The organism is Pandoraea vervacti (genome assembly GCF_000934605.2).
In the GTDB taxonomy this organism is placed as follows: domain Bacteria; phylum Pseudomonadota; class Gammaproteobacteria; order Burkholderiales; family Burkholderiaceae; genus Pandoraea; species Pandoraea vervacti.
In genome coordinates this window covers 2,673,566-2,687,128 of sequence record NZ_CP010897.2, presented here as the reverse complement: position 1 = coordinate 2,687,128, position 13,563 = coordinate 2,673,566, and the positions used below count along the sequence as shown (strand labels likewise).

Annotated in this window: 10 protein-coding genes; 7 read left to right on the top strand and 3 right to left on the bottom strand. The window is 63.9% G+C overall.

What is annotated here, in order from left to right; translation table 11 throughout:
* Window positions 1-114: 114 nt before the first annotated feature.
* The 3 genes from UC34_RS11985 (at window position 115) to UC34_RS11975 (ending at window position 2,920) form a co-directional block, all read left to right on the top strand.
* Window positions 115-693, top strand: coding sequence for a PadR family transcriptional regulator (locus UC34_RS11985; protein WP_044455729.1), 579 nt, complete (start codon window positions 115-117; stop codon window positions 691-693).
* A 244-nt stretch (window positions 694-937) separates the two neighbouring features.
* The gene (locus UC34_RS11980) at window positions 938-1,903 is read left to right on the top strand and encodes a YVTN family beta-propeller repeat protein (RefSeq protein ID WP_044458067.1); all 966 of its coding nucleotides are present in this window, start codon (window positions 938-940) and stop codon (window positions 1,901-1,903) included.
* Window positions 1,904-1,915: 12 nt separating this feature from the next.
* Window positions 1,916-2,920, top strand: coding sequence for a sterol desaturase family protein (locus tag UC34_RS11975; protein ID WP_044455728.1), 1,005 nt, complete (start codon window positions 1,916-1,918; stop codon window positions 2,918-2,920).
* A gap of 112 nt (window positions 2,921-3,032) precedes the next feature.
* Here the strand turns inward: UC34_RS11975 and UC34_RS11970 are convergent, their stop codons facing one another.
* Window positions 3,033-3,458 carry a hypothetical protein gene (locus tag UC34_RS11970; protein WP_052811006.1) on the bottom strand — a complete coding sequence of 142 codons (426 nt, stop codon included), beginning with the start codon at window positions 3,456-3,458 and terminating at the stop codon, window positions 3,033-3,035.
* A gap of 247 nt (window positions 3,459-3,705) precedes the next feature.
* Between UC34_RS11970 and UC34_RS11965 the strand changes: the two genes are divergently transcribed.
* Both UC34_RS11965 and UC34_RS11960 read left to right on the top strand, forming a co-directional pair.
* Window positions 3,706-4,779 carry an Lnb N-terminal periplasmic domain-containing protein gene (locus tag UC34_RS11965; protein WP_084070575.1) on the top strand — a complete coding sequence of 358 codons (1,074 nt, stop codon included), beginning with the start codon at window positions 3,706-3,708 and terminating at the stop codon, window positions 4,777-4,779.
* Window positions 4,776-6,932, top strand: coding sequence for an esterase/lipase family protein (locus tag UC34_RS11960; protein WP_063389831.1), 2,157 nt, complete (start codon window positions 4,776-4,778; stop codon window positions 6,930-6,932). Before UC34_RS11965 ends, UC34_RS11960 begins: the two co-directional genes overlap by 4 nt.
* Window positions 6,933-6,953: 21 nt before the next feature.
* On the opposite strand, the gene UC34_RS11955 is transcribed toward UC34_RS11960, so the two are convergent.
* Together UC34_RS11955 and UC34_RS11950 are read right to left on the bottom strand one after the other, a co-directional pair.
* Window positions 6,954-7,574, bottom strand: a complete 621-nt coding sequence (locus tag UC34_RS11955; RefSeq protein WP_044458063.1) for a putative pterin-binding protein — start codon at window positions 7,572-7,574, stop codon at window positions 6,954-6,956.
* 186 nt (window positions 7,575-7,760) lie between these two features.
* A complete protein-coding gene (locus tag UC34_RS11950; RefSeq protein WP_084070573.1) occupies window positions 7,761-9,686 on the bottom strand; it encodes a sulfatase family protein in 1,926 nt (641 codons plus the stop codon).
* Between the two features lie 227 nt (window positions 9,687-9,913).
* Here UC34_RS11950 and UC34_RS11945 point away from each other — a divergent pair, with 227 nt between their 5' ends.
* A complete protein-coding gene (locus tag UC34_RS11945) occupies window positions 9,914-10,921 on the top strand; it encodes a LysR family transcriptional regulator (RefSeq protein WP_044455726.1) in 1,008 nt (335 codons plus the stop codon).
* A gap of 97 nt (window positions 10,922-11,018) precedes the next feature.
* Window positions 11,019-13,307 carry a 5-methyltetrahydropteroyltriglutamate--homocysteine S-methyltransferase gene (gene metE, locus UC34_RS11940; protein WP_044458062.1) on the top strand — a complete coding sequence of 763 codons (2,289 nt, stop codon included), beginning with the start codon at window positions 11,019-11,021 and terminating at the stop codon, window positions 13,305-13,307.
* Window positions 13,308-13,563 lie beyond the last annotated feature (256 nt).

Genomic DNA, 13,563 nt, shown 5'->3' with positions numbered 1-13,563 from the left:
AGTCTCGCAATCGCCGGTTATGCAACCGGTTGCATAGTTTGACGACGATTCTAAGCGCCCGAGTGACTATGCAACAAGTTGCATAGTGAGATTAGAGTCCCTAGACTACCGGGCATGCCGCTTGCTCACGCCCTGATGACCTCTTTGCTGGAAAAACCCTCGTCGGGGTACGACCTCGCGCGCCGGTTCGACAAGTCCATCGGCTTTTTCTGGCGTGCCACGCATCAGCAGATCTACCGTGAGCTGGCCCGCATGGAGGCGGCCGGATGGATCGATTCGATGGCGGCGCCCGATGGCGGGCGAACCCGCAAGCGCGTCTACCGGGTGCGCGACGCCGGGCGTGACGAACTGCTGAGCTGGGCCGGCACACGGACCGAGCCGTCCGATCTGCGCGACGACCTCATGGTCCGCCTGCGGGCGGACGCCGCCATCGGCCCGCTGGGTCTGCAACCCGAACTGGCGCGTCGCGCCGCGCTGCATGCGCAAAAACTGGCGGCGTATCGGGCCATCGAGGCGCGCGATTTTCCGTCAGGCGGAACCGCCCCGCCGCTCAGCCGGGAAGCCGCGCTGCAACGACACATCCTCCGACTGGGCGTACGTTACGAACAGGGCTGGCTCGACTGGACCCGCGAGGCCTTGCAGTTGCTGGCGCACTGGGACGGCGCGACCGCCGCGGACCTCCCGTCGCCCTGATCTGACGGCACTCGCTTGGGATTTCGTCCCATTTTCTTGTCAACGGACGGGATGTCTGGCGCGTTTAACGTGAGAATCGACGTTAAGTTAGTCACCCATTTGGTAACCGATAGTGTGCATCGGCATGGCTGACCGGCAAACGTCACCGTTTTTCGCCCTACCCTAGGCATTCATGGTGTTTTCTTCCAAGCCCCCGAAGCTTTCCTGGCTGGCCAGTCGTTTGCGCGCCGCGGCGACGTTCTCGATGCTGGTTGCCGCCACGCTTGCGCTGACCGTTTCGTCCGCCCACGCCGGCACGGTGATCGTGCTCGACTCCGGCGCCGCGCAACTCTCCCTCATCGATCAGGCCTCGCATAAGGTCGTCGGCACGATGCCCACGGGCAAAGAGCCGCATCACCTCATGATCACGCCTGACAAGCGTTCGCTGATTGTCGCCAACTCGGTCTCGAACAGCCTGATGTTCCTCGACCCGACCACCGGCAAGTTCCAACGCCAGGTGGCCGATATCGACGATCCGTACCAACTCGGCTTTTCACCCGATCGCAAGTGGTTCGTCACGGCGGCGCTGCGTCTCGATCGTGTCGATCTTTATCACTACGACGGCGAAAACGTCACGGTTGCCAAGCGGATTCCCCTGGCCAAGACACCGAGCCACATGACGTTCTCGTCCGACAGCAAGACGGTCTTCGTGACGTTGCAGGATTCGGGCGAAGTGGTGGCCATCGACCTGCCGACGCAGACCGTGAAATGGCGCATGCCGGTCGGCAAGACCCCGGCTGGCCTGTGGATGACGCCGGGCGACAAGTACCTGCTCGTGGGCATGACCGGCGAGGACGATGTGGCCGTCGTGGACTGGCGCACCCAGAAAGTCGTCAAGCGCATCCAGACCGGGCGCGGCGCCCACAACTTCCGCTCGCTCTCCGACGGCCGTCACATTGCCGTGAGCAACCGGGTCGAGAGCACCATCAGCATCATCGATTACGAAACGCTCACCAAGGTGGCCGACATCACCGGCCTGATGCCGGGACCGGACGATATGGAATTGTCCGCAGATAAACGCTATCTTTGGGTGACGTTCCGGTTTGCACGCCACGTTGGCGTGATCGACCTGCCTGCGCGCAAGCTGGTCGACACCATTGCCGTGAACCGGTCGCCGCACGGCATTTACTTTGCCGATCGGGCGCCCGTACTTTCACCGAATCCGGACTGACACGACCGACAGATGATTCAGGAAGCTCTCAACTTCGTCGATAGCGGCATTTCCGCCGTCCAGACCCTCATCTACGTCGATGTGGTGCAGCCACTGCTGTTCCACTTCAACCTGATGGGCTATGACGACGATATCTACGACGCCCTTTATCTCGTCATCATCGGGGTCATGCAGGTCGGGCTGACCTATTTGCTGCTGCGTCCCCTCGAAGCCCTGCGCCCGGTGGAGCGATGGCAGGATCGCAAGCAGGTCCGTGCCGACGTCATCTACACCTGGATCGCCAAGCTCGGCATTCTGAATTTGCTGTTTTTCATCGTGCTGCAACCGGTGTTCAACGAATTGCAGAGCCAGATGGTGATTCACGGGTTGCCGAGCGTCGATCTCGACGGACTGTATCCCGGCGTGACCGATCAGCCTATCGTTTCGTTCCTGATGTACCTCACGGTGCTGGACTTCGCCGGTTACTGGTACCACCGCTGGCAGCATCGCTTCGGCGTCTGGTGGGAGCTTCACGCCGTGCATCACAGCCAGCAACAGATGTCGTTATGGTCGGACGACCGGAATCATTTCCTCGACGATATCGTTCAGGCGGCGTTCTTCGCGGCGATCGCCCTGTTCATCGGCGTGCAACCGGCACAGTACGTCGTGCTCGTGGCCGTGGGCAACTTCCTGCAAAGCGTGCAGCACGTGAATGCCCGTCTGCCTTATGGGCCGGTGCTCGAACGCCTGATCGTGAGCCCGACCTTCCATCGTCGCCATCACGCCATCGGTTACGGTCATGAGGGTACCCGCTACGGCTGCAACTTCGGCGTGCTGTTTCCGTGGTGGGACATGCTGTTTCGCACGGCGTCGTGGGAGCGCACCGTCGAGCCGACGGGCATTCGCGACCAGTTGCCCGCGCCGGAGGGCCGGTCCCGCCGCTATGGCATGGGGGTGATTGCGCAGCAAGTGCGTGCGTTGGGTCGCATCGCCCGGCGCCTTGCGCCGCGTCGCACGTCCCCGCGCCAGCCGGTCTGACACGCTTGCGCGGCAGGGCTTTCACTGCTCGGCCGCCGCTGGGTCACCTTCCGGCGCCTGCCGAGCTTTCCTTACCCTCTTACCCTGCCCGGTCAGATCCAGCCGAATTCAATCACTTCGCACCGGCAGCCGTCGGCGCCGCGCAGCAATGCGCGGCGTCGATAGACTTGCCGCGACACGCGCTCAGCGACGGCGTCGTCCTGCAAAGCAGCGCCTGATACGACCAACCGTATCGGAATCCCTTGTCGAGCATGCAAAGCTGGGCCGATGCCACGTCGTTGAGCTTCATGGTGTCGGACGGCATGTCGAAATCGGTATAGCCGCAGGCGGCCATTTCACGCCTCACCGTGCCGACATCCGCATCGGGGCGCGTCCAGTCGGTGTAGGCAGGCTTGACGCGCCGCCCGGACTGCGGCGTGCCCGGATCGACGTTGGCCGCCGTGACGAGAGTCTTCGGCCGTGGCGCGTTGGCGCAGGCGGGCAAATGTGGGGAATAAACGCACAGAATCTGCCCGCTCACCACGGCAACGCTCGACATCGTCCGCCTGACGGTCCGAACAGCGCTTGTGCAGTCCCTCAGCATGCCAACCTCATGAAGTCCCCGATATTGTGTTGTACGACGAAATTCATCGATGGGCGCGCATTGTAACGCCCGCCTTGCAGGTGCATGACGTCGCTTCCCCGAAGACCTGACTCACGCTATGCTGCGCGCAGTGGTACGCTCGCCGGCCCAAGGGCCGCGAACCGTCTGCGCGGCGACCGCCTCGGATTGAATTCAGCAAAATATGGTGCAACTGCAATCCCATGCTGGCGACGCGCTCGTCAGCCATACCATCGCGTGGTACGTCTATGTGCTGCGCGCATTTCTCGCCCTGCTCGTGCTCGGCGCATGCGCCTGGGGATCGATGGCGCTTGCCTATCGATGCCCGGGGCCGGCGCCGGTGCGTTATGGCGTCATCTCACTATGGGTGTTGCTGGGTATCGCCGCCTTCATCGCCTTGCTGCGCGTGCGCGCAGGCGTACCACTGCGAGGCTGGCCGCTCGGTTTTTGGGTTGCGATGATCCTGCTCGTCGGCTGGTGGCAGACGATCCGGCCCTCCAACGATCGGGACTGGGCCGCCGATGTCGCCCAGCGCCTCGACTCCCGACTCGACGGCTCCCACGTCACGCTGCATAACGTGCGCAACTTCGAATGGCGCACGGAAACCGACTTTACGCCGCGCTGGGAAACGCGTGACTACGATCTCGACAAGCTCGTGAGCGCCGATCTGGTGCTCTCCTACTGGATGGGGCCGGCCATCGCGCACACCCTGGTGTCGTTCGGGTTCGCGGACGGCAAGCGCGTGGTGTTCTCTATCGAGATTCGCAAGAAGCAGGGGCAGAAATTCTCGGCCATCGGCGGGTTTTTCAAGGACTTCGAGGCAACGCTGGTCGCCGCCGACGAACGCGACATCCTGCGCGTGCGCAGCAACGTACGCGGCGAGACGACCTATCTCTATCGCCTGAATATCCCGCCCCAGGCGCTACGCCAGGTCTTCCTGGGCTATCTCGAGCGCGCCCGCGAACTGGACAGCGAACCCGCCTGGTACAACACGCTCACCAGCAATTGCACGACCATCGTTTTCGAGATCGCGCGGCTCATCGCCCCGGGGCTGCCGCTCGACTACCGCTTGCTGCTCTCGGGCTACTTCGCCGAATACGCCTACGACCAGGGGGGCCTGACGCCGGGCTTCACCTATGCGCAACTGCATGAGCGCGGCGACTTCGTGCAACGCGCCCTGGCTGCGGGCGACTCGCCAGACTTCTCCACGCGCATTCGCGAAGGCGTGCCGGGCGACGACCCGAAGGTGACGCCATGAGGCTGCCGCGCACGACATCCCGGCTTCGACACATCGGCGCACTCGCGGCCATCGTCTGGCTCACGGCCCTGTCGGGCTGCGCCATGGTGGAGGTCCGCTCGCTCGGTCCCGAGCAGTACATTGCCATGAAGCGTGGCGACATTCTGTCCACAGGCAAGCTCAGTGCCTCGACCGACGAGACGATTCGCGTGGCGGGACTGGACGAAACGGTGTGCGCCAAGACGTCGCTCGACTGCATCGACGCGCTGGGGCGCGCCAAGGAAATCGACGTCGACCGGCGGCTCGCGGCGATGGCAGAGATTTCCATGCAGCTCGCGATTGCGCAAACGTCGCCCGGCGACAAGCAATGGAACGACGCCCAATTCGATCTGTGGCTGCGCTCCGCGCGCTACGCTTATGCCTATCTGTTCTACAGCGACCGGGCGTCGAGCGAACGCGCATTCGAGGATCGTCAGACGCAGGTGCGCGACTATTACAACTACGCGGTGCAGAACTTCTCCGTCGCGCTCTTTCGTCGTGTGCAGCAAACCGGCAGCGACAAGATCGCCGGATGGACGCTGCCGGTCGACGCCAGCAGCGTTCGCTTCGCGGACAACCGCACGCAGCCGCGCGAAGTGCTGCCGGCCTCCACACTGTCGTTTGCCGGGTTGCGAAGCCCGTATCGGCGCGACGGCTTCGGCGCTGAGCTCGTCGCCGTGCTCGACGAAAAATCGGCCGCCGACGCGCTCGCAGCCGCCCGCACCCCGGCGCCGCGTGGCGACGCCGCGACCGGCCCCGCGCCCGACAATGCCGGTGCGGCACCGGCCAGCGAGAGTCGCGGCAACGGGAGCGCGAGTTCGCGCAACGCTCGCGAGAGCCGCGCATCGCGCGACTTCCGACGCGCGACCGATCCGAACGCGGGCCCCGTGTTCAGCGAAATGCCCTCGCCGTCGCTCACGCTGCTGCTTCGCTTTAACGGCACCACGCTGGAAGAGGTGCTGACGACGCAGCTCGCCACACTGGTCGTCTACGACCCCTACCGACAGGCGTCGGTCGAGATCAATCATCAACTGGTGCCGCTGGCAGGCAACTTCACCGCCGGCTATGGCCTGTGGCTCGCACGGTCCGGCTTCGCCGAGCAGTCGTTGCGAACCTTGTTCGGGCGCGACCGGGGCATCGTGCGCCCCCACATCTATCTGATGCAGCCGTTCGATCCGGGACGTCGCGTCATTCTCATGCTGCACGGACTGGCCAGCAGCCCCGAAGCGTGGGTGAATCTGGCCAACGAGATTCAGGGAGACGCAACCCTGCGCGAGCATTTTCAGGTCTGGCAGGTCTATTACCCGACGAATGCGCCGATTCTGGTGAACGCGATGGCGATCCGCAACGCGTTCGAAGCCACGATCAAGCACTTCGATCCGGACGGCCAGTCGGCGGCCTCGCACGACGCGGTGATCATCGGACACAGTATGGGCGGCGTGATCGCACGGCTGATGGTATCGAGCTCGGACGACGATCTTTGGGAAACCTTCCAGAACGACTATCAGCTCGACGACGATCAGATCGACCGAGCGCGCGACCGGCTCGACCCGCTGTTCAACTTCAAGCCCATCCCGCAGTTCGAGCGGGCGATCTTCATCGCCGCACCGCATCGCGGCACACCGTTCGCACGCAACCGTATCGGGCGCTGGGTCTCGAATCTGATCAAGCTGCCCGTCACATTGCTCTCGAGCATCGACGACGTACTGCATTACGCCACCGGCTCGGAAGACAATCCGTCCGAGGGCAAGACACGCTACGTGCCGAACAGCATCGACCAACTGCGCGACAACGATCCCTACGTGGTCGCAGCTGCCGGGCTGAAGATCTCGCCGGCCGTCCACTATCACTCGATCATTGCGCGGCGAAGCCCCAAGGGGCTACTGGCGGAATCGACCGACGGCGTGGTCCCGTATGCGAGCGCGCATCTGGCGGGCGCCGAATCGGAGCGCGTCATCGTCGCGGGGCACAGCGTGCAGGAAACGCCGCAGGCCATTCTCGAGATACGCCGCATCCTGCATGAAGACGTCGATGAACTCGACCCGGTCAAGTTGCCGGGGCGTCTCAACCCCTATCAGGCCATCGATCCGCCGCCACTCGCGCCCACGCCGCCGGGCCGACCGACATCTCATTGAAGCGTCGACGGCCCCCTCCCGTCAGGACACCGCATTGACCTGAATGTGGTACACGCCCCACGGGCAAAGGGCGAACCGTTCCTTGAGCGGTTTGCCCGCCAGCGCCGGAATCCTTGCCGGATCATAGACAGCCCACAGTGGGCCGAGTCCGCCGAGCGCGAGAGGCTTGTCGTCGATGTGGGTCGCCAGCAAAAAACCGTACTCGCGCACTTGCCCCAGGGTCGTGGCGACAACGTACCCGTCGATGGCGCGCAACAGCACCTGTGTCAGTGGATTGGTGGGAATGCCGGCCTGCGCCAGCACGTCGGCTAGACGCGGCCCGCGGAGCGTGTGCGATCGGGCGTCGTACTCCAGCGTCGGACGGATTGTCTGCGCCGGCATGCGGCTCAGCATGCCGAAGTCGAACGCGTAACCCGCATCGAACTGCACCAGTTGCTTATGAAGAAGCTGATCCAGCGCCGGGTCGACCACTCCCCGATTGTGGCGCTCGATGGCACCCGACAGGGTGACGATGGGCGTCGAAGTCGGTGCGGTGCGAGCCCCTGCCTCAGCCTGTCCGTTCGATTTGGCGGATGGTTTGGCAAACACCGGCACCGAGGCGCCGAGGGCAACGGCGCCGGCAAGGAAGTCACGTTTTTTCATGGCGTTGGCAAAAGCAGATGACACCGCATGGCGCGATGGGATCGAGAGACCGGATAACAAGCGCATGCGCGCAAATGTCCCATCGCCTGCGGACGCACGAGCGTACCACCAATGCCGCCCGACTTGCCAACGCGCAGGGCTTGTCAGACGGCGCTTTCTTGCCAACTCGGTCAACGCCGGCTTGAATCAGCCAGCGGCCTTTTCGAACGTGAAGTGCACGCGCCCGTCGCGGATCGGCAGGATATCGGGCCGGTCTTCACCGACCTCGGCGTCCAGACGGTCGTTGAGCAACGCATTCATCGCAAGAATCAATGGCCCGTTGCGCTGCCGATCGAGCGCGAGGTTGTGCGACTCGGTCGGATCCACCTGCAAGTCGTAGAGTTCCACATCGTTGCTGGCAAACAGGGTTTCGAGCGTGGACGGCCGGTTGAACTGCATCGGCGAGAAGTAGCGCGAGAAGCGATAACGCCCGTCGAACACACTGCGGATCATGCCGCGATGACGGAAGTCCGGTTGTCGCGCAATCACACGCCGGTGGATCTCCTCGACCGGCATGCCCTTCTGCCGCAACGTCGCGTATTCCTGCGCCACCCACTCGCTGTCGTAGAACAGCAGCATGGCGTAGTTGAAGAGTGCTGCGGGGCGCAGCGCATCGACGGGCTGTGACTCCGGACGCTTCAACAACGGCGTGAGGTCGTGCCCGCGCGCCGCAGTGCCGGCAACCCGGGCGACGCCGGCGGCGTCGAGCCCTGTCAGGCCGAGCAGCGTCGGCGTCATGTCCAGATGCGAGCTCAACGCGGCGCACTGCTTGCCGCCCGGATACGCCGGGTGACGAATGACCAGCGGCACATGGTTCTGCTCGCGATACGTCGTCGGCCCCTTGCCGACGAGCTTGTGTGCGCCCACGTGGTCGCCATGGTCCGCGCTCATGACCACGATGGTGTTCTTGTCGATGCCCAGCTCGCGCAGCGTATCGAGCAACTTCACCACATGCGTATCGCAGTCGCGAATGCAGTTGAAGTAATAGTCCTGATAGACCCGAAGCCGCGCGTCGTCGATTGGATAATCGCCCACGAGCACGCCCTCGGACGCGTTGTAGACGCCATGCGCCGCCGGGCGCCCCGGGGCGTCGTAGGGTTGCTTGCGCGTTGCGGCGAGCGGCACGTCCCAGTGGGCGTCGTAGAGCGCGTCTTTCGGCGCGCGGGCATTGCCCAGCGTCGGGCCGTTGGCGTTTTGCGTATCGACGCCGGCCGGGTCGGTGTTCAGGAACATCGCGTCGTGCGGATTGACGAGATTGACGGCCATGAACCACGGCTTGCGTTCGCTCGCCAATTGCGCGCCGCGACCGCGCAGCCACGACACCGCCGACGATGTAGTCAGCCCATCGTAGGTGTAACCGCCCCGCACACGCCCGATCAGATCGCCAACGCCAAAGTAATCGTCGAATCCGTACGCCTTGAAAAGTTCGTTGTATTCCTTGGTCGGGGTGTCGTACGGCGTATGGTTGTGATGCAGTTTTCCGCTCAGATGCCATTTGCCCAGATAAGCGGCGTAATACCCGGCGTCGCGCATCATGTGGCCGATGGTGCGCAGATCCGTCGACATGTCCGGCTGCCAGGGAATGCCGCAGTTATCGAACACGCGGGTGTGCTGGATGTGCTGGCCGGTGTACACGACGGAGCGCGACGGCGAACAGACGCACGCGGCGATCTGGTGATTCGCGAACGTTACGCCCTCGCGACGCAAACGCTCCCGCCCCGGCACGGGAAACGGCCACTTGTCGAAGTAACGTTCCTGATCCGTAAGGATGAACAGGATGTTGTACCCCTTCGGCGCTACGGCCGGGGCCTCCTGGGGCATGACGTAGCCGTCCTCGGTGGGCTTGTCATGACGCGTAATCTTCGGCGCGGCGATGGCCGACGTTGCCAGCCCGGCCGAAGCCACGGCGGCGCTCGCCTGCTTGAGAAAGTCGCGACGCGACGCGTGCGGGCCGGGCAGCGTGTCGCGCCGGGTCCCGCCCACGGATGCTTCGGCACGGTCGGAAGCGGGGGCGGAGGCAGAGGATTCGGAAAGCCCGGCGGACGCCGGGGATGGCGGCTTGCGTGTTGTCATGCGTCTCGCTCCTGATGAGGCGCCAGTGTCTTGTCTTGCCCTGGCTACCGGATGGAAGTCTCATTATTCGATGAGACTCAGCACTCATCGATGAAAAGTCACGCTATATTCATTACGAAAGCGACATCAATGCGTGGCAACAATGCATACAACGACGCGTGACATTGATGCCGACATCGATCCCGATGTCGGCGATACGGCAACCCCCGAATCCCGCCCCCGCCTCCATGACCGACAGCCAAGCCCCCTCGCCCAAAGATGCCGGCCCTTTGGTACGGCAGATTCCCGCCGTACTGCGAAAACTCCGGATCCGCGATCTGGAGACCCTTCGGTGGCTGGGCCGCACACGAAGTTTCGCCCGCACGGCGGAGGCTGCGGCCATCACGCAGCCTGCGCTGTCCAAGTGGCTGCGTGAGATCGAGCAGGCGCTGGGCGTGTCGCTGTTCGAGCGCACCACGCGTCGTGTCACGCCCACACCGTATGGCGATGCCTTGCTCGAGCGCGCCGAGCGCATGCTGACGGATCTCGCGGGTGTGGCCCCGGCCATGCAGGCGCTGCGCGACGGACTTGCCAAGCCCGTCAACGTGGGCATTCTGCCGGGCATGGCAAGCGTGCTCATGCCGCAAACCCTCGCGCGCCTTGCCCGTACAGGGCCCGCGCTGCGGGTCAATCTGCTGGAGGAGACGCTGGATCGCCTGCTGCCTCGCGCACACTGGCACGAGATCGATCTGCTGATTTGCCGACTGGACGAGACCGCCATGAATGCCGGTTTCGGTGTCGTGCCGTTGTACGACGACGACGTGCGTGTGTTTGGCGCGCGCCATCATCCGCTTGCCGCACATCCCGCTCCCGGTTGGGCAGACGCCGCTCGCTACCCATGGATCGTGCCGCCCCCCGGCACGCCGATGCGAAGGGCCATCGATACCGAATTCGCGCATCAGGGACTGCCGCTACCCCGCGTCATCATGGAGTCCGTCACGCTCATGACCAACGCCAGCACCGCCCAGGCCATGCCTTGCCTGTTTCTCGCCTCGCGACTGGGCGTGGCTTGCTCGCCGCTGGCGACGTCGCTGCAAGACTTCGGGCTACGTTTTTCGCACGTGGCCCCCACGGTCGGCGTGCTTCACGGGCATGCCCCCAGTCCCGCCGCACTTGCCCTCATCGAGACCCTGCAAGACGTCGCCCGCACGCTCCCTGCGCTCCCCGCGTTGCCTGTCGAACATGAAAATAATTAAAGACAATCGCAAATAAGACCATTTTCATTCATGAACGTGAGTCTCTATGATCGATGCCACGATTTCACTCATCGGGCGGCTAGCGTCGTTAGAGAACATGGCGAAGACACATAACCTGGGATTTCCGCGCATCGGCGCGAAGCGTGAACTGAAGTTTGGACTGGAAGCGTACTGGAAGGGGCAATCGTCGCGCGATGCGTTGGAGGCGCTGGGCGCCGCGCTGCGCAAGCGTCACTGGCAAGACCAGGCGGCGCTCGATCTGGCACCGGTCGGCGACTTCGCCTTCTACGATCAGGTGCTCGACATGAGCTTCACGCTGGGCAACCTGCCCGCGCGAGTGCAAGGCTTTCACGGTAGCGTGCTGGACAACTACTTCCGTGTGGCCCGGGGTCGCTCCGCGCAGCGCGCGGAAGCACACGCCGAGTGCTGCGGTGGCGTCGCCGCCGGGGAAATGACAAAGTGGTTCGACACGAATTACCACTACATCGTCCCCGAGTTCAGCGCCGGGACCGCATTCACGCTGGACGCTTCACGTCTGATCGATCAACTGGCGCAGGCCCGCGCCGCCGGCGTGAATGCCAAGCCAGTCATCATCGGGCCTGTCACCTATCTGTGGCTTGGCAAGGCGAAGGACGACAGCGACAAACTCGCGCTACTGCCGCGCCTGCTGCCCGTCTACGTCGAATTGCTGCACACGTTGGCCGCCCAGGGCGTGGAATGGGTACAGATCGACGAGCCGATCCTCGTCACCGAACTCGATGCGCGTTGGCAGCAGGCATTCGAGACGGCCTACGCCGCGCTGGCCGCCGTGCCGGTCAACCGCCTGCTCGCCACGTACTTCGGTGAATTGCAGGACAACCTTCCCCTCGCCTGCCGACTGCCTGTCGAGGGCTTGCATCTCGATGCGCTCAACGCGCGGGATGAAGTCGCCACCGTCATTGCCGCGCTGCCGGACGACAAGGTCGTCTCGCTGGGGGTCGTCAACGGTCGCAACATCTGGAAATCGGACCTCAACGCCGTGCTGGACTGGCTCGAACCGGTGGCCCGGCAACTGGGCGAGCGTCTCTGGATTGCGCCATCGTGCTCGCTGCTGCACGTGCCGGTCGATCTGGACAGCGAACAGAAACTCGATGCCGAGATCCGGTCATGGCTGGCGTTCGCGAAGCAGAAGCTGGTCGAAGTGACTGTGCTGGCCCGGGCAATCAACGAGGGTCGCGAAGCGGTCGCCGCCGAACTGGACGCCAATGCCCAGGCCGTGGCCAGCCGACGCACTTCGCCTCGCGTGCACAACCCTGCCGTGAAAGCCGCAGTGAGTCGGATCGAAGCGGCGCTGGGGCGTCGTCAGCGGCCCTATGCCGAGCGAGCGCCGAAGCAGGCGGCCAAACTCAATTTGCCGCTGTACCCCACGACAACCATCGGTTCGTTCCCCCAGACAGCCGAGATCCGTGCCGCGCGCAGCCGGTTCAAATCGGGAGCGCTCGACCAAGCGGGCTATGTCGCCGCCATGCAACGGGAGATCGAGCGCAGCATACGCGAGCAGGAGGCGTTGGGACTCGATGTGCTGGTGCACGGCGAAGCCGAGCGCAACGACATGGTCGAATACTTCGGCGAACAGCTCGAGGGCTACGCGTTCAGCCAGTTCGGCTGGGTGCAGTCCTACGGTTCGCGCTGCGTGAAGCCGCCCATCATGTTCGGCGACATTCGTCGACCCAGGCCCATGACCGTGGCGTGGATCACCTACGCGCAATCGCTCACGAGCAAGCCGATGAAGGGCATGCTGACCGGTCCCGTCACGATCCTGAACTGGTCGTTCGTGCGCGACGATCAGCCGCGCGCCGTCTCATGCCTGCAACTCGCGCTCGCGATCCGCGACGAAGTTCTCGATCTGGAGCGCGCCGGCGTGCGTGTGATCCAGATCGACGAGGCTGCCTTGCGCGAGGGCCTGCCGCTGCGCCGCGCCCAATGGCAGTCGTATCTGAACTGGGCGGTCGAGTCGTTCCGTATCACCGCGAACGGCGTGCGGGACGACACCCAGATTCATACCCACATGTGCTATTCCGAGTTCAACGACATTCTCCCGGCGATTGCCGACATGGACGCGGACGTGATCACCATCGAGACCTCACGCTCGGATATGGAGCTGCTCGACGCGTTCGACGCGTTCCAGTACCCGAACGATATCGGACCGGGCGTCTACGACATCCATTCGCCGAACATCCCGACGCAGGCGCACATGGTCTCGCTCATGCGCAAGGCGGCCCAGCGAATCCCGGCCCAACGCCTGTGGGTCAATCCGGACTGCGGGCTGAAGACCCGTCAGTGGGCGGAGGTCGTTCCGGCGCTACAGAACATGGTGGCGGCTGCGAAAACGTTGCGGGCCGGATGAGGTAGCCCGGCGCGGTGCAGGTATCCAAATGCGGATCGCACGCCAGGAAAATGACCAAAATCGACGGGCCGGCGTTTCTGCCGGCCTGTTTGCGTTGGGCGAACGGCACCGGCTCGATCTCGGCATCACTTGAAAAAACTTCGCTAAGTCATTGAATGCCTAATAGTTTGCATGGCATAGTCGCGCCACTGAACGCGCCTGCGCACTAAGTTTCTCCTAAGTTTCGCGCGCTATCTTGCGCCCGAGCCGTCCCGGA

What these genes read in the sequence shown, in the direction of transcription:
- UC34_RS11975 (WP_044455728.1), top strand. Translation starts at nt 1,916, where the DNA reads ATGATTCAGGAAGCTCTCAACTTCGTCGATAGCGGCATTTCCGCCGTC.
- UC34_RS11950 (WP_084070573.1), bottom strand. Translation starts at nt 9,686, where the DNA reads ATGACAACACGCAAGCCGCCATCCCCGGCGTCCGCCGGGCTTTCCGAA.
- UC34_RS11955 (WP_044458063.1), bottom strand. Translation starts at nt 7,574, where the DNA reads ATGAAAAAACGTGACTTCCTTGCCGGCGCCGTTGCCCTCGGCGCCTCG.
- UC34_RS11960 (WP_063389831.1), top strand. Translation starts at nt 4,776, where the DNA reads ATGAGGCTGCCGCGCACGACATCCCGGCTTCGACACATCGGCGCACTC.
- UC34_RS11970 (WP_052811006.1), bottom strand. Translation starts at nt 3,458, where the DNA reads ATGTCGAGCGTTGCCGTGGTGAGCGGGCAGATTCTGTGCGTTTATTCC.
- metE (WP_044458062.1), top strand. Translation starts at nt 11,019, where the DNA reads ATGGCGAAGACACATAACCTGGGATTTCCGCGCATCGGCGCGAAGCGT.
- UC34_RS11945 (WP_044455726.1), top strand. Translation starts at nt 9,914, where the DNA reads ATGACCGACAGCCAAGCCCCCTCGCCCAAAGATGCCGGCCCTTTGGTA.
- UC34_RS11980 (WP_044458067.1), top strand. Translation starts at nt 938, where the DNA reads ATGCTGGTTGCCGCCACGCTTGCGCTGACCGTTTCGTCCGCCCACGCC.
- UC34_RS11965 (WP_084070575.1), top strand. Translation starts at nt 3,706, where the DNA reads ATGGTGCAACTGCAATCCCATGCTGGCGACGCGCTCGTCAGCCATACC.
- UC34_RS11985 (WP_044455729.1), top strand. Translation starts at nt 115, where the DNA reads ATGCCGCTTGCTCACGCCCTGATGACCTCTTTGCTGGAAAAACCCTCG.